The 18,821-nt window shown below is 70.3% G+C and carries 22 protein-coding genes and 1 pseudogene; 12 read left to right on the forward strand and 11 right to left on the reverse strand.

Features of this window, described 5'->3' with window-relative positions:
• Positions 1 to 9: 9 nt before the first annotated feature.
• Entirely contained in the window at positions 10 to 267 is a 258-nt protein-coding gene (locus FHS44_RS18150) for a ubiquitin carboxyl-terminal hydrolase 14 (protein ID WP_184716108.1), read from the reverse strand.
• 188 nt (positions 268 to 455) lie between these two features.
• Here FHS44_RS18150 and FHS44_RS18155 point away from each other — a divergent pair, with 188 nt between their 5' ends.
• The 5 genes from FHS44_RS18155 to FHS44_RS18175 all read left to right on the forward strand — a co-directional run bounded on the left by FHS44_RS18155 (position 456) and on the right by FHS44_RS18175 (position 3,238).
• Positions 456 to 857, forward strand: coding sequence for a DUF8711 family protein (locus tag FHS44_RS18155; protein WP_184716110.1), 402 nt, complete (start codon positions 456 to 458; stop codon positions 855 to 857).
• 89 nt (positions 858 to 946) lie between these two features.
• A complete protein-coding gene (locus FHS44_RS18160) occupies positions 947 to 1,288 on the forward strand; it encodes a YidH family protein (RefSeq protein ID WP_184716112.1) in 342 nt (113 codons plus the stop codon).
• Positions 1,285 to 1,608 (forward strand): DUF202 domain-containing protein, encoded by a 324-nt coding sequence (locus tag FHS44_RS18165; RefSeq protein WP_184716114.1) that lies wholly within the window; start codon positions 1,285 to 1,287, stop codon positions 1,606 to 1,608. Before FHS44_RS18160 ends, FHS44_RS18165 begins: the two co-directional genes overlap by 4 nt.
• 89 nt (positions 1,609 to 1,697) lie before the next feature.
• On the forward strand, positions 1,698 to 2,420 hold the full coding sequence (locus FHS44_RS18170; RefSeq protein WP_184716116.1) for a hypothetical protein: 723 nt from the start codon (positions 1,698 to 1,700) through the stop codon (positions 2,418 to 2,420).
• A gap of 59 nt (positions 2,421 to 2,479) precedes the next feature.
• Entirely contained in the window at positions 2,480 to 3,238 is a 759-nt protein-coding gene (locus FHS44_RS18175; protein ID WP_184716117.1) for a rhomboid-like protein, read from the forward strand.
• 82 nt (positions 3,239 to 3,320) lie between these two features.
• Here the strand turns inward: FHS44_RS18175 and FHS44_RS18180 are convergent, their stop codons facing one another.
• Both FHS44_RS18180 and FHS44_RS18185 read right to left on the reverse strand, forming a co-directional pair.
• Positions 3,321 to 3,938, reverse strand: a complete 618-nt coding sequence (locus FHS44_RS18180) for an aggregation-promoting factor C-terminal-like domain-containing protein (RefSeq protein ID WP_246435613.1) — start codon at positions 3,936 to 3,938, stop codon at positions 3,321 to 3,323.
• Between the two features lie 323 nt (positions 3,939 to 4,261).
• Positions 4,262 to 4,552 (reverse strand): annotated as a pseudogene (locus FHS44_RS18185) (aggregation-promoting factor C-terminal-like domain-containing protein); the annotation flags it as partial.
• Positions 4,553 to 4,894: 342 nt separating this feature from the next.
• On the opposite strand from FHS44_RS18185, the gene FHS44_RS18190 reads away from it, so the two are divergent.
• Positions 4,895 to 5,380 carry a glutathione peroxidase gene (locus tag FHS44_RS18190; RefSeq protein WP_184716119.1) on the forward strand — a complete coding sequence of 162 codons (486 nt, stop codon included), beginning with the start codon at positions 4,895 to 4,897 and terminating at the stop codon, positions 5,378 to 5,380.
• Here the strand turns inward: FHS44_RS18190 and FHS44_RS18195 are convergent.
• Positions 5,352 to 6,350: a LacI family DNA-binding transcriptional regulator gene (locus FHS44_RS18195; protein WP_184716120.1), complete on the reverse strand. Its 999-nt coding sequence runs from the start codon at positions 6,348 to 6,350 to the stop codon at positions 5,352 to 5,354. The two genes, FHS44_RS18190 and FHS44_RS18195, sit on opposite strands and share 29 nt — an antisense overlap.
• Positions 6,351 to 6,526: 176 nt before the next feature.
• On the opposite strand from FHS44_RS18195, the gene FHS44_RS18200 reads away from it, so the two are divergent.
• Positions 6,527 to 7,747 carry an ABC transporter ATP-binding protein gene (locus tag FHS44_RS18200; RefSeq protein WP_184716121.1) on the forward strand — a complete coding sequence of 407 codons (1,221 nt, stop codon included), beginning with the start codon at positions 6,527 to 6,529 and terminating at the stop codon, positions 7,745 to 7,747.
• Positions 7,748 to 7,817: 70 nt separating this feature from the next.
• On the opposite strand, the gene FHS44_RS18205 is transcribed toward FHS44_RS18200, so the two are convergent.
• Positions 7,818 to 8,570, reverse strand: coding sequence for an SDR family NAD(P)-dependent oxidoreductase (locus FHS44_RS18205; protein ID WP_184716122.1), 753 nt, complete (start codon positions 8,568 to 8,570; stop codon positions 7,818 to 7,820).
• Positions 8,571 to 8,630: 60 nt separating this feature from the next.
• On the opposite strand from FHS44_RS18205, the gene FHS44_RS18210 reads away from it, so the two are divergent.
• Complete coding sequence (locus FHS44_RS18210) at positions 8,631 to 9,788, forward strand: PQQ-dependent sugar dehydrogenase (RefSeq protein WP_184716125.1); 1,158 nt, start codon at positions 8,631 to 8,633, stop codon at positions 9,786 to 9,788.
• Positions 9,789 to 9,910: 122 nt separating this feature from the next.
• On the forward strand, positions 9,911 to 10,207 hold the full coding sequence (locus FHS44_RS18215) for a hypothetical protein (protein WP_184716126.1): 297 nt from the start codon (positions 9,911 to 9,913) through the stop codon (positions 10,205 to 10,207).
• On the opposite strand, the gene FHS44_RS18220 is transcribed toward FHS44_RS18215, so the two are convergent.
• The 3 genes from FHS44_RS18220 to FHS44_RS18230 all read right to left on the reverse strand — a co-directional run bounded on the left by FHS44_RS18220 (position 10,179) and on the right by FHS44_RS18230 (position 12,764).
• The gene (locus FHS44_RS18220) at positions 10,179 to 11,255 is read right to left on the reverse strand and encodes a glycosyltransferase family 4 protein (protein WP_184716128.1); all 1,077 of its coding nucleotides are present in this window, start codon (positions 11,253 to 11,255) and stop codon (positions 10,179 to 10,181) included. The genes FHS44_RS18215 and FHS44_RS18220 overlap by 29 nt on opposite strands.
• Before the next feature lie 387 nt (positions 11,256 to 11,642).
• Positions 11,643 to 11,873 carry a DUF397 domain-containing protein gene (locus FHS44_RS18225; RefSeq protein ID WP_184716130.1) on the reverse strand — a complete coding sequence of 77 codons (231 nt, stop codon included), beginning with the start codon at positions 11,871 to 11,873 and terminating at the stop codon, positions 11,643 to 11,645.
• A 24-nt stretch (positions 11,874 to 11,897) separates the two neighbouring features.
• Positions 11,898 to 12,764, reverse strand: coding sequence for a helix-turn-helix domain-containing protein (locus tag FHS44_RS18230; protein WP_184716132.1), 867 nt, complete (start codon positions 12,762 to 12,764; stop codon positions 11,898 to 11,900).
• A gap of 149 nt (positions 12,765 to 12,913) precedes the next feature.
• Here FHS44_RS18230 and FHS44_RS18235 point away from each other — a divergent pair, with 149 nt between their 5' ends.
• Both FHS44_RS18235 and FHS44_RS18240 read left to right on the forward strand, forming a co-directional pair.
• Positions 12,914 to 13,321 carry an ATP-binding protein gene (locus tag FHS44_RS18235; RefSeq protein WP_184716134.1) on the forward strand — a complete coding sequence of 136 codons (408 nt, stop codon included), beginning with the start codon at positions 12,914 to 12,916 and terminating at the stop codon, positions 13,319 to 13,321.
• Between the two features lie 97 nt (positions 13,322 to 13,418).
• Positions 13,419 to 14,705: a M14 family metallopeptidase gene (locus tag FHS44_RS18240; protein ID WP_312863703.1), complete on the forward strand. Its 1,287-nt coding sequence runs from the start codon at positions 13,419 to 13,421 to the stop codon at positions 14,703 to 14,705.
• 24 nt (positions 14,706 to 14,729) lie between these two features.
• Here FHS44_RS18240 and FHS44_RS18245 read toward each other — a convergent pair whose 3' ends face one another.
• On the reverse strand, positions 14,730 to 15,539 hold the full coding sequence (locus FHS44_RS18245) for a class I SAM-dependent methyltransferase (RefSeq protein ID WP_184716136.1): 810 nt from the start codon (positions 15,537 to 15,539) through the stop codon (positions 14,730 to 14,732).
• Between the two features lie 188 nt (positions 15,540 to 15,727).
• On the opposite strand from FHS44_RS18245, the gene FHS44_RS18250 reads away from it, so the two are divergent.
• On the forward strand, positions 15,728 to 16,165 hold the full coding sequence (locus tag FHS44_RS18250) for a hypothetical protein (protein ID WP_184716138.1): 438 nt from the start codon (positions 15,728 to 15,730) through the stop codon (positions 16,163 to 16,165).
• A 482-nt stretch (positions 16,166 to 16,647) separates the two neighbouring features.
• Here the strand turns inward: FHS44_RS18250 and FHS44_RS18255 are convergent, their stop codons facing one another.
• Entirely contained in the window at positions 16,648 to 18,189 is a 1,542-nt protein-coding gene (locus FHS44_RS18255) for an aldehyde dehydrogenase family protein (protein ID WP_184716140.1), read from the reverse strand.
• A gap of 51 nt (positions 18,190 to 18,240) precedes the next feature.
• On the reverse strand, positions 18,241 to 18,669 hold the full coding sequence (locus FHS44_RS18260; RefSeq protein WP_184716142.1) for a cupin domain-containing protein: 429 nt from the start codon (positions 18,667 to 18,669) through the stop codon (positions 18,241 to 18,243).
• Positions 18,670 to 18,821: the final 152 nt, after the last annotated feature.

Raw genomic sequence — 18,821 nt, forward strand, 5'->3', positions numbered from 1 at the left:
GACGCCCTCTCAGCCGAGGAGGTTGTCGACGTAGCACCACCGCCAGTTCTCGCCGGGCTCGAAGGAGGCGACGACCGGGTGCCCCTCCTGGGAGAAGTGGGCGGTCGCGTGCTTGTTCGGCGAGGAGTCGCAGCAGCCGACGTGCCCGCACGACAGGCACTTTCGCAGGTGGACCCAGCGGCCTCCGGTCGCGAGGCACTCCTCACACCCCTCGGGAGTGCGCGGGGCCGGGTCCTGGGCGTGGGCGAGGTGGTCGCAGGTGGACATGGTTCCTCTCGGTGGATCATCGTGCCGGCCGTACGGCGCGGTCAGGGCCGCGAGCCCGCCCCTGCGAGATCTCCGGACGGCACCGTGGCGGGCCAGTCCACTTTACTTACCCCCGTGGCGGCAACCGTCTCCCCGGGGTGACAGGCCACTGAGGCCTGCGCGCCCGATCCCTTGGGTAGTGTCGGGACATGCGACCCCTTCCGCGACGAATCCCCGCCATCGCCGCCTCCGGGCTGGCCGCCGCTCTTCTCCTCACCGGCTGCTCGGAACTCCAGCAGGTCTCGGACGGTGTCGACAAAGCCCAGCAGTGCGTGCAGGCCGCGGGCATCGTCACCGACACGGTGAAGAAGCTCACGACCCTGGCCGACGACCCCGCCGCGGTCGAGAAGGCGCTGAACGACGGCGCGACCAAGCTGGGCGACCTCGCGGACAAGGCGTCCAACACCACGCTCAAGCAGGCCGCGGACGACGTCTCAGAGCGGCTGAAGAACTTCGACGTCAACGACGCGCACAGCGCCGTGGACGCCGTGCAGAAGGCGGGCACCGAGTCGGTCGCCTGGGTCAGGCAGCTGACCGAAGCCTGCAGCTGAGAGACGATTGTCCCGTCAGGGAAAAGGGGGAATGCTCCCCGCATTCCCGGGTTCTCGATGGGAAATATGGCTGAACTAGCGTCGTCGATATGGACATATCCAGGGACGAACCGGACCCTCGTTTCACCCTCGCGAACGAACGTACGTTCCTCACCTGGCTCAGTACGTCGCTCGCCCTGAGCGCGGGCGGCGTCGCGATGGCCGCCGTCTCCGCCGACGTCTTCGTGCCGTGGATGCGGACCGTGCTGGCGCTCACCCTGGTCTCGCTGTCGGCGCTGTGCGCCGCGATGGCCTACCCGCGCTGGCGTAGGGTGCAGCGCGCCCTGCGCCAGGCGGCGCCGCTGCCCGCGCCCGCCATTGCCCCTCTCCTGGGGTACGGCGTCGCGGCGGTGGCCGTGCTCGCCATGATCCTCATCCTCCTGGGCCGATGATCCCCATCTGGGACGAGGGCCTGCAGAACGAGCGGACCCGGCTGGCCTGGGTCCGTACCGCCGCGGTGCAGGCGGTCGGCGGCCTGGGGGCGGGCGGTGTCGCGCTGCGCGCCGGGGTGCCCCCGGTCGCCGTCGCCCCCTTCGTCCTGTCGGCCGCCTCCGGCGCCCTCCTGCTGGCCCGTACCGGCGTCCGCTACCGGCGCGTCCAGCGCGCCCTGCACGAGGGCAGCCCCCTCGACGTCCGCGTGGACGCCGTCATCGCCTGGCTCGGCACGATGTCCGCCGCCCTCGGCGCCGCCGTCTTCGTCGTCCTCCGCTAGGCGTGTTTCGGCGCGAATATTCGTCCGGTCGGCTGTTTCCGCCGCCTAAGTACTCCTGCTTCAAGGAAAATACGGCAGGATAGCGCAGCATGTCACGGTTCGATGATCTGCCTGGCTACGCGGCGTCGATCGCCCCGCTGATCGACGCCGTCCACCTCGGCGTCCTCATCGCGAGCAGGCCGCTCGGCCGGGAGCTCGTCGAACGGTCGGGACTCCAGACGGACCTGCTGGTCGATCTCCGATACGTGCTCCCCGCCCGGCCACTCACCCGCGGCGGACTGGCCGCGCTCTACCGCTACAACCCGTTCGACGACGCCGAGATCGGGGCCCAGCTCGTCCAGGGAACCCTCGTCGTCGACCACGAGGGCGGCCTGCGCGCCACCGCCAGGGCCCTGACCTTCATCACGGAGCTGTACGGCCTGCACGCGGCGGTGACCGGGGAGCTGTGGGCCGAGCACGCCGAGCGGCTGCCCGAGCTGGCCGCCCTCGCCGGGCGGCTCGTCGCGGCCTCGGCGGACAGCGGCGGGGAGGCCTTCACCCAGGCGGCGCCGCCCCACGAGCCCGAGGGGACCCCGGAGGGGGTGCTGCTGTTCAACCGGCTGGCCGCGCTGCGCTACCACCGGGCCGACGCCCACGCCGCCGCCTGGGGCGAGGCCGGTCTCACCGCCGCCCAGATCGTCGGCCTGCCCTCGGGCCCCTTCCGCGACCGCATCGAGGAGGAGACGAACCGCAGGGCCGCCGTGCCGTACGAGGCGCTGACGACCAGGGAGCGGCAGACACTCCTGCTCGGCCTGAACGCGCTCGGCCACTAGGCACGTTCCCGCGTTCCCGCTGGACACAGGCTGGATACAGTGGGCGCGAAAGGGGCGCGATGATCACGGGTGTGCTGGTCCTGGTGCTCGGGTGGTACGGCCTGCGCGGGCTCGCGCGGGGGTGGGAACGGGCCGCCCACCTCGTCGGGCTGCTCTCGCCGTACACGCGCAGGCTGCACGCGTGGGTGCTGGCGGCTCCGGCGACCTTCGCCTACGTCGCGGTGTTCACCAGCTCGACGCTGCTGCAGAAGACGGGTCCGCCGGGGCTCGTCCGCCTGCTGACCACCACGCAGAGCACCAACCTCGCCCACCTGGGCACCCGCCCGCTGGTCGTGCTCGCCGACAGCGCGCTCTGGGTCGCGGACAAGGGTTCGGGGCTGCTCTTCTACATCGCGGTCTTCGCCACCGTCGTCGCCTGGGCCGAGCAGCGGTACGGCACGCCGCGGATCGTTGTGATCGCGCTGTGCGGGCACGTGTTCGGCTCGCTGCTGACCGCGTTCGTCGAGTGGCACGCGATCAGGGCGGGACGCGCCCCCGCCAGGCTGGCCTACGCGACCGACGTCGGTGTCAGCTACGTCATGGTCGCCGGATGTGCCGCCGCCGTGGTGCTGATGCGCGGCCGGTGGCGGGTCGCGGGGGCCGTGGCACTCGGGGTGGGAATCGTGCTGCCGGTGTTCGTCACCCACACGATCTGGGACCTGGGGCACCTGCTGGCCACGCTCTGCGGTCTCACGGCCGCCCTGTTCGCGCTGCGTCTGGCCCCGCCCCGCGTCCCGCCGAGCCTGGAGCCCTGTCTGCCGGGCCGTACGGGGACATGAGGGGTGTGAGCGGGGGCGGCGCCCGGGACCCGTGGATCCCGGACGCCCGGAGAGTGTTCCCTTCCCCTGGACACTCCCCTGGTCAGTACCAGTTGCTCGACCGGAAATGACCCCACGCGCCGCACGGTGACCCGTAGCGGCTCTTGATGTAGCGCAGACCCCAGTGGATCTGCGTGACCGGATTCGATCGCCAGTCCCCGGCGACCCCCCTCATCTTCGATCCAGGCAGGGCCTGGGGGATGCCGTAGGCACCCGAGGAGGGATTGTGCGCCTGGTGGTTCCAGTTGCTCTCCCTGGTCCAGAGACTGTCCAGGCATTGGAACTGGTTGTGTGACCACGAGCGGCGCGCGACGAGGCGGAACGCGATCGCCTTGTTCCTTCCCTTCGATGTCCTGGCCACCGTCCTGGCCCTGGGCACCGCCCGGGTGAACCAGACGGCCCGGTGGACCCTCCTGACCTGAGGTCTCATGGCCGGAGCCGCGACCTCCTCGGCCTGGGCGGGTTTCTCGGCCACCAGAGGTTCCTCGGGCTCCGCCGGTTTCTCCGGGGTCGCGAGGTTCTCGGCGGCGGTCGCCTCGGCCGTACCGAGGCTCGTGGCCGCGCCGACGTCCTCGGCCCTTCCGATGGCCGCCGACCCGACCACGGTCGAGGCGGCGATCATGCTCAGAACGGTGTTGCGCAGAACACGGTTTCTGTCCATTTGCGTCCTTGTCCGCTGGCCGCGTGCGGGAGGGCACGGAGAACCGAGGTTCCCCGTGCGCTTGACGATCCCGCGCCCGTGGCTCGGGCGGGGACGCCCACGTGGTCTCGCCGGCCCGTTTCCGGCGTGAGACACCGCGACGTGTTTCCTAGGCGGCTTTCTAGTACGCCGGGGGAGCGGCGACGGGCGCCTGCGACACGCGGTGGGAAGGTGTTTGCCCGATCTTCGCGGCCAGCGGGTGGTTCGGCGGTGACCGCCTGACCGATGGTGATTCGCCTGGAGGCCGGCGGGAGGCGGAAATCACCCGGCCTTGGGGTTTGGATCTAGTACCAGCCGTGTGAGCGGAAGTGTGCCCACGCTCCGCACGGCGAGCCGTAGCGCTGCTTGATGTAACCGAGACCCCATCTGATCTGTGTCCTGGGGTTGGTGCGCCAGTCTCGGCCCGCGCTCGCCATCTTTCCTCCGGGTAGCGCCTGGGGGATTCCGTAGGCGCCGGAGGAACGGTTCTGTGCCCTGTGGTTCCAGTTGCTCTCCCTTGTCCAGAGTCGCCGGAGACAGTCGAAGTGGGCGCCGCCCCAGCCCTTGGCGGACACCATGGGTGCCGCGATGGCCTGGTTGCCCCGCAGCGCGGACGACGACGCGGCGGCGGGGGAGGCGTGGACGACCGTGGCGGTGGTGCTGACGGCGAGCGCCATGAGGCCCAGCGACAGGCTGGTACGGCGTGGCGTCGGCATAGGAAAGTGACCTTTCGCCGGTTTCGGGGGACGCCGTCACGATGCCTCAGCGATTTCCGGCGAAGCCAGCCGACAAGTTTTGTCAGGCCTCCTGTCAAAGATCAGTTAGAAAAGGATCAAGTGCCTGCTCAGGGGACCACAGCCCTCTCTGTGGCGTCCATCACATTTCCTTTCCGGGACGTCATAACTCTTGGACGTGACAACGGGTTTAGGGTGCAGATCATGAGCATTCGTGATATTCCTCTGCGCACTCTCGCCGACGCGCCGACGACCCTCGCCGAGCTCGCGAAGGACGGCGCCGCCCTCGTCGTGAACGTCGCCTCCCGCTGCGGTCTCACCCCGCAGTACTCCGGGCTCGTCGAACTCCAGCGGACCTACGGCGGGACGGGGTTCACCGTCGTCGGCGTCCCCTGCAACCAGTTCATGGGGCAGGAGCCCGGCAGCCCCGAGGAGATCCAGGAGTTCTGCTCGACCACCTACGGCGTGGACTTCCCGCTGCTGGCCAAGACGGACGTCAACGGCGACGAACGGCACCCGCTGTACGCCACGCTCACCGAGGTCCCGGACGCCGAAGGGGTGGCCGGGGACGTGCAGTGGAACTTCGAGAAGTTCCTCGTCTCGCGCGAGGGCGAGGTGCTCGCCAGGTTCCGGCCGGGCGTCGAGCCCGGCGACCCCGCCGTCATCGCGGCGATCGAGAAGACCCTCTAGGCCCGCAGCTTCCCCTGACGATCAGCTCGGTCGGCAGGAGCACGCCGCGCGGGCGCCTGCCGCCCGCGCGGAGCACCAGCTCGGCCGCCCGGTAGCCGATGTCCCGCGCGGGCTGGGCGATCACCGTCAGCGGGGGCGAGCACAGCTCCGCCCAGGGGACGTCGTCGAACATGACCAGCGACATGTCCCTCGGCACCCGCACGTCCAGCTCCCTGGCGGCGAGCACCGCCGCCTCGCCCAGCAGGTTGCCCCCGGCGAGCACGGCGGTCAGGTCGGGCCGGTGCTGGAACAGCCCGGCCGCCGCGGCGTAGGCGGAGTCCCTGGTGCCGCGCGCCAGCACGATCAGCTCCTCGTCGACCAGGGGGCCGAGCGCCTGGCGGAAGGCGGTCAGCCGCTGTGACTGCCCTGGGCCGCCGAGATAGGCGATGCGCCGGTGGCCGAGGCCCGTCAGATAGTCGATCGCGGTCCGCACGCCCGCCCGGTCGTCGGCCAGCACCGCGGGCACCTCGTCCCGCCCGCCCGAGCTCCGGTGCGCGAACACCATCGTGAGCCCCGCCCGCAGGGTCGGCGCCCAGATCTCACCATCCCCGGAGGGCACCGCGATCACCCGGTCCACGCCCTGCTCGACCAGCATGCCGATCAGCTCGGCCTCGCGCTCCTCGTCGTCGCCCGTGGTGCCCAGGATCACCGGCTCGCCCGCGGAACGGGCGCAGGCGAGCACCCCGTCGGCAAGCCGCCCGTAGAAGGTGTCGGTGATGTCGGGCAGCAGCAGCCCGATCCCGCCCGAGCGCTGCTGGCGCAGGTTGCGGCCGAGCGCGCTCGGCCGGTAGTCGAGCTGGGCCGCGACGGTCAGCACCCGCTCCCGGGTCTCGGGACTCGCCGACCCCCCGGACAGGACCCGCGACACCGTGGCCACCCCGACCCTCGCCGCCTCCGCGACGTCCTTGATGGTCGTACGACGCATGCTCATGGAAACGATTCCATCATGTTTTCCGTGTTCGATCCAGCGCGGAGGGATAACGGAAGCGTCATTGACGAGGTGGAATCGGCTGAGGGGTTGACAGGGATCTTCGTTTCCGGTGAGATGCATGAAAACGTATCCACATCGGGTGAACGCGGGTTTGGCCCGAGGCGCTAAGGACTGTCATGGCATCCATCGTTCTCAGCAAAGTCGACAAGATCTACGCGGGCGGTGTCAAAGCCGTGAACAGCCTTGACCTCGAGATCAAGGACGGCGAGTTCATGGTGCTGGTCGGCCCGTCCGGCTGTGGCAAGTCCACCGCCCTGCGGATGATCGCCGGCCTTGAGGACATCAGCGGCGGCGAGATCTCCATCGGCGGCCGGGTGGTCAACCACCTGCCCCCGAAGGACCGCGACATCGCCATGGTCTTCCAGAACTACGCGCTCTACCCGCACATGACGGTCGAGGAGAACCTCGCCTTCGGCCTCAAGCTCCGCAAGATGCCCAAGGCGGAGATCTCCAAGCGGGTCAACGAGGCCGCCAAGATGCTCGGCCTTGAGCAGTACCTCAAGCGCAAGCCCGCCGCCCTGTCCGGTGGTCAGCGTCAGCGTGTCGCGATGGGCCGCGCCATCGTGCGTGAGCCGCAGGCCTTCCTCATGGACGAGCCGCTGTCCAACCTGGACGCCAAGCTCCGCGTCTCCATGCGCGCCTCCCTCAACACGCTGCACGACCGCCTCGGCGTCACCACCGTCTACGTCACCCACGACCAGGTCGAGGCCATGACCCTCGGCGACCGCGTCTGCGTGCTGCGCGACGGCCTGCTCCAGCAGGTGGACACCCCGCAGAACCTCTTCGACAGCCCGGTCAACCTGTTCGTCGCGGGCTTCATGGGCTCACCGTCGATGAACCTCGTCAACGCCGAGCTGGTCCGCGGTGACGGCGGCGCCTACGTCGCGTTCGCCGGTCTCAGGCTCCCGGTGCCCAACCAGAGCTTCGCCGACAAGCCCGGCCTCGACCAGTGGATCGGCAGGAAGGTCATCCTGGGCGTCCGGCCCTCCGACTTCGACGACGCCGTCGCCGCCAACGGCGCCCCCGGCAACTGGAGCCGCCTCCAGGTGCGCGCCGAGGTCACCGAGGAGCTCGGCTCCGAGATCAACGTCCTGTTCCTGATCGACGCCCCGCCGGTCCAGCACCAGGACACCGTCGCCGCCGCGGACGCCGGTGAGGACGAGGAGACGACGCTGCCGCTGGTCGGCGACAAGTCGCTGTGGACCGCCCGCGTCAACTCCCGCAGCCACGTCCGTCCCGGCCAGAACGTCGAGCTGGTCGTCGACACCCACAACCTGCACTTCTTCGACCCGGTCTCCGGTCTGGCGATCGGCCACCCGGCCAACCTGCACGTCTGACCGGACCGGACGAAGGGCCCGCACCGCAACCCCCTCCTGCGGTACGGGCCCTTCCCCTTTCAGCCGCCGGTTACCTCCGGCCGAGCCGCTGGGAGACGAGGGCCGCGAGGCTCCTCGGCACCAGCTTGCCCGCGCCGACGATGACCTTGTAGCGCAGGTCGGGCACGCTCACCCGCCTGCCGACCGCCAGGTCGCGCATGGCCTCCCTCACCACGTCGTCGGCCGACAGCCACAGGAAGCCGGGGATGCCCGAGGTGTCCATCGAGGCGCGCTCGTGGAACTCGGTCCTGACGAACCCCGGGCACAGCGCCATCACCCGCACGCGCGTCCCCGCCAGCTCGGCGGCCGTCGACTCGCTGTAGTTGACGACCCACGCCTTGGAGGCGCTGTAGGTGCCGCGGTTGAAGAAGGCCGCCACCGACGCCACGTTGATCACCGCGCCCCGGTCGCGCTTGCGCATGCCGGGCAGCACGGCCATCGTCAGCCGCAGCACCGCCTCGCAGTGCAGCTTCAGCATCCGCAGCTCGTCGGCGACCGAGACGTCGAGGGCCGCGCCGGGATGGCCGAAGCCCGCGTTGTTGACCAGCAGGTCGATCCCCTGGCGCAGCCGCGCCTCGACCCGGCCGAGCCCTTCGTCGGACGTCAGGTCGGCGGCGAGCACCTCGACCTCGACCCCGTAGCGCAGGCGCAGGGACTCGGCGGCGGAGGTCAGACGCTCCTCGTCGCGGGCGACCAGGACGAGGGAGAACCCGTCGGCGGCGAGACGTCGCGCGAAGGCGGCACCGATGCCGGCCGTCGCGCCCGTGATCAGTGCTGAAGGCATGCCCGAAGTCTAGTTCCTGTGATCGGAAACGCTCGCGAACCTGGGACGCATGATTGAGGCATGAGGAATGTGTCGTTCTCCCGTGGAACCGGGCCGGGAGCGCTCGCGCTGTGCGCGGCCCTGATGGTTTCCGCCTCGGCCTGCTCCGCCCCGGCGACCTCGACCGCCGACCCCGCCCCGGCCCAGACCGCCGACTCGCCCGTACGGTTCACCGAACTGGCGCGGCTCGACATGCCGGTGGCGATGGCCGTGCGGAAGGGCGACCCGACGCTCTACGTCGCCGAACAGACCGGGCGGCTGCGTGCGGTGAAGGACGGGAAGGTCGCGCCCGAGCCCGTCGTGGACCTCTCCGCTGAGGTGAGCGGGGGCAACGAGCAGGGCCTGCTCGGCGTCGCCTTCCACCCCGAGGGCGGCCACCTCTACCTCGACTGGACCGACGCCGAGGGGCACACCCACGTCACCGAGTGGGCCTTCGACGGCGTCAGGGCCACCGCCCGCAGGGACGTGCTCGTCCAGCGCCAGCCGTACGCCAACCACAATGGGGGACAACTCGCCTTCGGGCCAGACGGCTACCTCTACATCGCCCTCGGCGACGGGGGCAGCGGGGGAGACCCGCAGGGCAACGGCCAGAACACCGGAACCTGGCTGGGCAAGATCCTCAGGATCGACCCGCGCGGCACGCCGTACCGGGTGCCCGAGGACAACCCCCTCAGAACCACCCAAGGAGCAAAACCCGAAATATGGGCGTACGGCCTGCGGAACCCATGGCGGTTCTCCTTCGACAGGAAAACGGGTGACATGTGGATCGGCGACGTCGGCCAGAACTCCTGGGAGGAGGTCGACTTCGCGCCGAAGGGCAAGGGCGGGGTGAACTACGGCTGGAACCGCAGGGAGGGCAAACACGACTTCCAGGGCGGCAAGGCCGAGGGGACGACGGAACCGGTCATCGAGTACCCCCTGCACGAGGGCGGGAACTGCTCGGTCATCGCCGGACACGTCTACCGGGGAACGCGTGTTCCCGCCCTGTCGGGACGCTTCCTCTACGGCGACTTCTGCGCGGGCTGGATCAGGGCGACCCCCGCGGACCGGCCGGGAACCGGTGAGCAGGTGGGCCAGGTCGAGCAGCTGTCCTCCTTCGGCGAGGACAACGACGGCGAGCTGTACGCCCTGAGCCTGTCCGGCCCCATCTACAGGATCGAGGCGTCGGCGACCCGCTGACCAGCGTCAACGCCCGGAGAACAGTCCGCGATCCTTCGGCAAGCCCCTCGCGGGTCGTGCGGGCCGCCCCCGGCCGTGGCAGATACCACGGATGGAGTTCACCACAGGCGGGGGAGTTCGAAATGGCCACACGACGTATGACGCCCATCCTTGTCGGCATCGCCCTGGCGGTGGCCGGGCCACTGGTCGCGACCACCGGGGCGGGCGCGGAACCCACCCCGGCGCCGACCACGACCACGACCACGGCCACGGCCTCGCCCCGCCCGGGCAACGACGGCCAGAACGCCGCGGAGCGCGAGTTCACCGGCCGTCGTTTCGCCGACCGCAAGCTCTCCAGGAAGTTCGCCGCCTACCTGAGGAAGCGCTCCGGCCGCCCCCACTCCGGCGGGTTCACCCTCTCCCCTCGACGGAGGCGGTGAGCCTTCTCGTACGGCGGGCGTGGAGTGGGGCGGGATAGCGCCCCGGCGCCCGCACCAGCAGTGCCAGCAGTCCGGCACCGGCGCAGACGACGCCGGGGAGCGCCACGGCCCCCGGCACCCGGCCGAGCATCACGTGCATGCCGAGCAGCCCCGTCACCGTGGCCGCGCCACTCATGACCAGGGCGACCTGACGCGTGGTGAGGCCCACGGCCACACAGCGGTGCGCCAGGTGGTCGGGGCCCGCGAGCAGCCAGGGACGGCCCGCGCGCTGCCGGGCGGCGACCGTCAGGCAGATGTCGAGCACCGGGACGAAGGCGAAGAGCAGGAGTGCCGGGACGACCGCGACCGGTTCGGCCTGACCGGAGACCGCGACCGCGCACGCCGCCAGGGTGAAGCCGACGAACAGCGGACCCGACTTGCCCATGCGGATCCTGGCCGGGCTCCAGCCGTGGGCGGCGAAGCCCGCGCAGCCGCAGGCCAGGGAGAGCAGGAGCAGGGCGAAGTCGGGCTGGCCCGAGGCGAGCGCGGTGACGGCCAGGACGCCCGCGCCCACGGCGCCGACCGTTCCGAGCACGCCGTCGGTGTTGTCGATCATGGTGAACGCGTTGGTGACGAGCACGATCCACAGCAGCGTGCCCGCCATGCCGGCCAGGGTGCCGAAGGCCTCGACGCGCACCCCCGAGGCCACGACCAGGGTCGCCGCGACGCTCTCGACGGCCAGCCGCCACACGAGCCGCAGCCGCCTGCAGTCGTGGATCACCCCGAGCAGGGCGACGAGGACGGCGCTCATCATGATCATGATGAGCTGGAGGCTCCACTCGCGGACCAGCGCCCCGGTGGGCAGCAGCGCCCCCGCGACGACGGCCAGGCCGCCGAGCCGTGGTGTGGGGCGCCGGTGCGGCCGGTGCGGGCCGGGGCGGTCGACGATCCTCAGCCGCAGGGCGAAGCGCCGGACGAACTCGGTGAGTACGGCCACCAGGACGAACGCCACGGCGCCCGCCGACGCGATGACGACGATCGACTCCCCGGAGACGACCTCGGAGATCATCGGGCGCTCCCGGCGCCGTCGGTCGCAACGATCCTCACGGTCAGTCACCTCTCGCTAGCTTGGCGGCCGTGCGCACGGTCGGCGCGTCCCGTCGGCCCCCTCGCGGGTGCCGTCCTCGTGCCGGTCCTGGCCGGTGACGTGTCCGGCCGTACACCCACCCGTCGTCTCGCATCAGGTGCCTCTCACCGACGGATCGCCGGTGGACCACCGACCGATCATGGACATGCCGAGAAGTTAGCCGGGAGTTCGACCGTTCCTTTGCCGCCATGACGGTGGTGGCGAGATGTTTCCTCATTCCCTGCCCACGCATGATCGAGGCGTGGCGGGGGCCGTACGGCCCGGGGGTTTCCCGGGGGAACCGGATGCCCGGTTCCCCCGGAGGGCGGCTCAGCCGAACTCGCCGTCCTTCACGCCGCCGACGAAGGCGTCCCACTCACCCTGAGTGAACGCCAGCGCCGGGCCGTCGGGGTCCTTGGAGTCGCGGAGGAGGTAGAGCGCGTCGGCGTCGGCCTTGTGCGCGGCCAGGGCCGGGTCACCGGGGACGACCGCGACCTCCACGCAGTCCCCTCCGTTGGTGCTGCGGCTGCTCTTGCGCCATGCGACGCTGGACAGATCCATCGATGGTCCTCGTACTCTCTCTTTCTACGGACTGGAACATCGCCTCGCCATCTGGGCGATGAAGGTGGCCGACGCCTCAGCGCCGAGAGCCAGTGCCGAAAGGCTGCCGAACATGAGGGTGTAGCGGCGCACCTCCTCCGGGTCCTCGGGCATGAGCCCGCTCGTGGCCTGCTCTAGGTAGACCAGATCGGGATCCTCGGGCTCGGGGAAGCTGAGCAGGCAGAACTTGCCGTCCATCGCGGCGTGCGCCCCAGAGGAGAAGGGGATGACCCTGATCTCCACGTTCGGCAGCCTGCCGAGCTCGACGAGGTGTTCAAGCTGCTCACGCATCACCGCGCGGCCGCCGATCTGACGCCGGAGTACTGCCTCGTCGAGTAGCGCGACGAGCTGGATCGGGTCACCGGGGCCGTGCAGCAGCTGCTGCCGTGAGATGCGCACGGAGACCTTCTCGTCGACCTCGGAGGGGGCCAAGGTCATGGCGGTCGCCTCGATGACGGCGCGTGCGTACGGCTCGGTCTGCATCAGGCCGGGGACGACGAGCGGTTCGTAGGTGCGCACCACCGACGCCTCCGCCTCAAGCCCGATGTAGGAGTCGAAACCAGGTTTCAGTGCCTGTCTGTGCCGGTGCCACCAGCCCCGCTGGCGAGCCTCCCTGGCCATCTGGATCAGTGAGGCGCGGGCCTCCCCGGTCACGCCGTACACATCGGTGAGGACGGACACGTCTGAGGGTTTCGGACGGGTCAAACCCGTCTCGTATCGCCAGAGGGTGGTGTCGGTGGAGCCGATCCGTTCAGCCACCTCCACCCGCGTCAGTCCACTGTTCTCTCGCAGACGGCTCAGCTCAGCCATGAGACGGCGGTGCCTCGCCGTGGGGCTACGACGGGGAGCCATGGTGCATACCTCCGTTCCAATGACAACGAAACTGAGGAATCTCAATATGAGCTATTGAAGTCCCTGATAGAACAGTTCACCGTGAGTGAGTGTGCCATCTCAGAGCGCGACGCGCATGGGAATGTGCGTGTCGGGGAGCGAGGCCAATCATGGCGGTCGTGCAACGGGTCCTGCCGCTGCGGTCAACGATGTTCCTGCGGGGTGTGCCGGAGGCGGTCTCCGAGGCGAGGGACCGGGTCCGGGGCTTCCTCGGCGAGGAACACCCCGTCTCGGAGGACGTCGTCCTCCTGGTCAGCGAGGTGGTGACGAACTCGGTGGTCCACTCCGCCTCCGGCGCGGGCGGGCAGGTCGCGATGACCGTCGAGGTCGGCGCGCGGAGCGTGCTGGTCGAGGTCTCCGACGCCGGATCCGGCGCGTCCGCGCCGCACGTGCGCAACGACCCGCAGGCCGAGAACGGCCGGGGGATGTTCCTGGTGGACCTGCTCGCGAGCCGGTGGGGCGTCAGGGACGACCGCGGGGGCGGCCGCCGTACGGTCTGGTTCGAGGTCGGCTTCTGACCCGCTCCGACCTGGGTGCTTTACTCGGCGGAGCCGATGCCTGACTCTCGGTTGTGGCGCGTGGGAACGTCCGAGTCGCGCCGGGGGAGGACATCAGGTGAGAGGCCGTCCGATCATGGTGCTCGTGGTCCTGGCGCTGTCGTGTCTCGGCGTCACCACCGCGGGCGCGTCCGGCGAACCGCCACCGAGCGGCCGCTACCGCGTCCAGGGGCCGAGCGACCCGCGCGAGCGCAGCGCCGTCGCGGCCACCGGGGCGGTGATCGACCAGGTGGAGGCGGCCTCGGTCGTGGTCACCGCGGGGGAGGCCGAGGTCGAGGCGATCAGGAGGCTGGGCTACACGGTCACGACGGTCCAGGGACCCCCCTCCCGCGAGGCGAGCCCGTTCGACTTCCCCGTCGCGGACTCCGGCTACCACAACTACGCCGAGACGATCGCCGAGATCGACCGGATCGTCGCCGCCCATCCCACGATCGCGCGCAGGAGCGGCTACGGCACCTCCGCGGAGGGACGCGCCCTGGTTGTCGTGAAGATCAGCGACAACGTCGGGACGGACGAGAACGAGCCCGAGGTGCTGTTCACCCACCACCAGCACGCCAGGGAGCACCTCAGCGTGGAGATGGCGCTGTACATCCTCCACCTGCTCACCGACGGCTACGGCGTCGACAGAAGGATCACCTCGCTGGTGAACTCGCGGGAGATCTGGGTCATGCCCGACCTCAACCCCGACGGCGGTGAGTACGACATCTCCGGCGGCTCCTATCGGTACTGGCGCAAGAACCGGCAGCCGAACGCGGGCTCGGCGTACGTGGGGACCGACCTGAACCGCAACTGGGCCTACCGGTGGGGCTGCTGCGGCGGCTCGTCGGGGCTGACGTCGAGCGGGTCCTACCGAGGCCCGGCGCCCGAGTCGGCACCCGAGGTCAGGGCGGTCGCCAACTGGGTGCGCCGCAGGGTCGTCGGCGGCGTGCAGCAGATCAGGGCGGCCATCGACTGGCACTCCTACGGCGAATACGTCCTGTGGCCGTACGGTTTCACCTACGCCGACACCGCCCCCGGCATGACGCGGGACGACCGCGACGCCCTGGCCGCGCTCGGCGCGAACATGGCCTCGACCAACGGCTACGCCGCCAGGCAGTCCAGCGACCTCTACATCGCCGACGGGGCGATCGACGACTGGATGTGGGGCACCTACAAGATCTTCGTCTACACCTTCGAGATGTATCCGATCACCGCCTCGCCGGGCTTCTACCCGCCCGACGAGCAGATCCGCCCGCAGACGGCCCGCAACAGGGAGGCCGTGCTCCGCCTGCTGGAGTACGCCGACTGCGTCTACCGGATCATCGGCAGGCAGTCGGCGTACTGCGGCGTCACCCGCACCCCCTGACGCGGGCCGTACGGCGGGGCGGGATCAGGGGCGGCAGATCAGCTCACCGTGGAGCACGGACAGCCAGCCGTCCCGCGCGGCGGCCCAGGCCAGCCAGCCCTCGGAGATGCGGCGCAGGTCCTCCTCCGTCGCGGCCCCCGAGGCGAGCGCCTGGCGGGCCATGTCGGACTTCAGGATGCGCTCGGCCCACATGCCGCCCCACCAGTCGCGGTCCTCGGGCGTCGCGAAGCACCAGGCGGAGGCGGAGGCGGTGACGTCGGCGAACCCGGCCTCGTGCGCCCACGAGAGCAGCCGCCGTCCCGCGTCGGGCTCGCCGCCGTTGCCCCTGGCCACCCGCTGGTAGAGGTCCAGCCACTCGTCCAGCTCCGGCAGCACGGGGAACCAGGTGAAGGCGTCGTAGTCGCTGTCGCGGACCGCGACGATCCCGCCGGGCGCGCAGACCCGGCGCATCTCCCGCAGCGCCTGGACGGGGTCGCCCACGTGCTGCAGCACCTGGTGGGCGTGGACGACGTCGAAGGCGCCGTCGGGCAGGTCGAGGGCGTGCACGTCGGCGACGGCGAACTCGACGTTGGACAGGCCCCGCCGTTCGACCTCGGTCCTGGCCAGGGCCAGCGCCTCCTCGGTGACCTCCACGGCGGTGACCGTCCCCGGCGATACCAGGGCGGCCAGCTCCGCGGTGATGGTGCCGGGGCCGCAGCCCACGTCCAGCAGGGACATCCCGGGCCTCAGGTGCGGCAGGAGGTAGGCCGCGGAGTTCTCCACCGTGCGCCAGCGATGGGAGCGCAGCACCGACTCGTGGTGCCCGTGGGTGTAGACGGCGTTCTTGGACGTCATGGCGGATCACTCCTTCGGTTGATCTGGTCGAACCGTATCATCCATCTCATATATTAAGAGAAATCGTCTCAAAATATGGTCGTTACGGATTTCGTATCATTCGGACACTTGCTGTCACGGTGAGGTGGGATCACACTCGGGTCCGGTACCGGCGTTCCGGTACCGGTGTCGCCGTGGGGGTGGTCCTCGTGACCGAGGAGTTCAGCACAAGTGAGACCTGGCCGATGGAGTGCCTGCGTTGCTGGCACGTCTGGCAGGAGGAGTACGTCGTCCGTCATCTGACCGACGTGCACGGCCACGATGTCGTGGTGTGGCTGCGCAGGGGCACGCCGGTCCAGCCGCCCTGGTCGGGAACGAGCTGTCCCGGCTGCGGGCACAGCCGCGTGGCGGCCTTCCCCCCGGGAAGCCGTCCGCTCATGGTTCCGCTCGCGCTACCGGAACCCGCCGCAACCGTCCCGGCCCTGGCCGACGAGCGGCGTCACATACCCGCACAGAGACCGGGAACCCGCGAACGGATCGTCTCGACCCTCACCGGGCAGCCCGCCCTGCTCTACGCCCTGCTCGGCATAGTGTTCCTCCTGGTCACCGGCTTCGAACTGGTAGAACGAGTAGCCATCCACCACTGAACCAGGGGAACCCTTCCGCCCCGCCCCGGCCTGAAGGGTTGGGGTACCGGTGCCGTGCGTGAAGAGTTTCGGCTTGGGCGCGTCGGTGAGCTGGACTGAGGAGCGACGGAGCGCAGCGGAGGAGCGACGAGGGAAGTCACCGACTTCAGGCGCCCAAGCCCGCGCCGCCGAAGGCGGCGCAAAGAGGCACTACGCAAAAGCAAACACAAGGGACCGCGCCGCAGCACGCGGTCCCCTGTGTGCCCCGGGAGGGCTGCGGCCCTTCCAGGTGGATGACGGTCGCGCCGCCGTACCAGAACACGTTCCGGTACGGCGGCGCGCGCCGTCGCGTGGGGGACGGGACCGGTGCCGTCACCCGTGTGGCAGCTCCACGCGGGGAGGTCGCCCGCCTCCCGTGGCCCGCAGGCCGCCGGGGGCGTCCGTCCGTCTCACCGGAAGACATCCCGCGATCATGATGGGGAGAACCTCCCGAATGGGCAAAGTCAGAGCCTGAAGTCCGGATCGGGGATGATTTCGGCGACGTCCATCTGGGCCTTCTGGAGTTTTCCGGAGTAGTCCCAGTTCAGCGCCTGCCAGCGGGTGAACTGGTCGAGCACCCACACTCCCGACTGGCGGCTGCCGTTGCCCGACTTGCCGTTTCCGCCGAAGGGCAGGTGCGCCTCGGCGCCGGAGGTCGAGTTGTTGACGCTGACCATGCCCGCGCCGATGCCCGAGCGGAACCGGAAGGCGGACTTCGGGTCGGTCGTGTAGATGGAGGAGGAGAGCCCGTAGCCGGGCCGGTTGGCGAGCCCGATCGCCTCCTCAAGGGTGGTGAAGCCCGTCACGCCGACGATCGGGCCGAACGTCTCCTCAAGGAACAGCCGGTCGCCGGGGCGCACACCGTCCACGACGACGGGGTGGTAGTAGAGGCCGCCCTCGCCGGTGAAGCTCCCACGGGGGTTGTCCGGGGTGATCCTGCCGGTCGGCCCGGAGACGACAGTGTGGTGCGGTTCGATCCAGCCGAGATACTCCTCGAACCGGGCGGCGAACTTCTCGTCGAGCAGCGGCCCGCACAGCACGTCGCCCGCGGGGTCGCCGACCACGGCGTCGGCGACGGCGCGCGTGTAGCGGGTGAGGAACTCCTCGCGGACGCTCTCGTGCGCGATCACCGTGCCGAGCGAGGTGCAGCGCTGCCCTGCCGTACCGAAACCGGCGAACAGGGCGCCTTCCACCGCCAGGTCCAGGTCGGCGTCGGGCATGACCACCATGGGGTTCTTGCCGCCGAGTTCGAGGCAGGGCGACTGCAGGTGCCGTCCGCACAGCTCGCCGATCCTGCGGCCGACCTCGGTCGAGCCGGTGAAGCCGACCTTGTGCACGGTGCCCTCGCCGAGCGCGGTCTCCAGCCCCCGGTAGGCGGTCGCGCCGTCGGTGAGGACCAGGTTCAGCACGCCGTCGGGCAGCCCGGCCGCCGCGAACAGCCGGTAGAGCGCGTGCGCCGAGGCGGCGGCGTACTCGGCGGGCTTCCACACGACCGCGTTGCCCGCGAGCAGCGCCGGGACCAGATACCACGACGGCACCGCGACCGGGAAGTTGCCCGCGGTGATCACCGTGGCGACCCCGACCGGAACCCTGAAGGTGAACAGGCTCTTGTCGGACATCTCCGAGGGGACGGTCTGCCCGTAGAGGCGCCGCCCCTCGCCGAGGAAGAAGTCACACGTGTCGACGATCTCGCGGACCTCTCCCAGTGCCTCCGCGTACGGCTTGCCGATCTCCCGGGTGACGAGCCGGGCGAGTGTCTCGGCGTTGGCCTCGACCAGCCGTCCGACGGAGGCGATCACCCTTCCCCTGACGGGCGCGGGGACGGCGGCCCACTCGGCCTGCGCGGCGGCGGCCGTACGGCACGCGGAGGAGAACGTCTCCGCGTCCGCGAGCCTGACCCGGGCGACCACCTCGTCCAGGCGGGCCGGGTTGACCGACTCGTAGACGTCGCCGGACGCCCCGGACGTCTGCTTCCCCCCGATGACGGAGACGATCTCATCGGTCACCGTTGACCTCCTCGTATGGTTGTGACCGCATTCTTCCCCCGGGGACCTTCGTCAGATCATGCGGAAGTCGGCGAAGTCGAAGCCGGGGGAGACCACGCAGCTCACCAGCACGCCCTCGTCCCCTACGGGTCGGGCGGCCTGCCAGGTGCCCGCGGGAACCAGCGCCTGCGGGACCTGGCCCCGCTCGACCAGCGGGCCGAGCACGATCGTCTCGGTCGGCTGGCCCTCGTGGCCGCCGAGGATCAGGGTCAGCGGGCCGCCCCTGTGCCAGAGCCACACCTCGTCCGAGCGGACCACGTGCGGACGTGACTCCTGCCCCGGTTCGAGCAGGAAGTAGATGCCCGTCGCCGTGGCCCGGGGGCCGTCGTAACCGGCCGGGGTGAGGGCGACGGAGGTTCTCCAGGTCTCCCTGTACCAGCCCCCCTCGGGATGCGGCAGCAGATCCAGGGCCTCGGCGAGCGCGGGACGCGTTGTCGTCATTGCACCGATCCTAGGTCGCGCTTCCCGGGCCTTCACGCCTACGCGGCCGTCCAGGCGGGCCAAAACGCTCCACGACCCCCGCGACGGCGAAGATCCACAAGACATGCCCAAGTAGTGCTTTGTTAGGTGGTTAGGGCGGCCGCTGGTGGCAG

This window comes from Streptosporangium saharense (assembly GCF_014203715.1).
Lineage (GTDB): Bacteria > Actinomycetota > Actinomycetes > Streptosporangiales > Streptosporangiaceae > Streptosporangium > Streptosporangium saharense.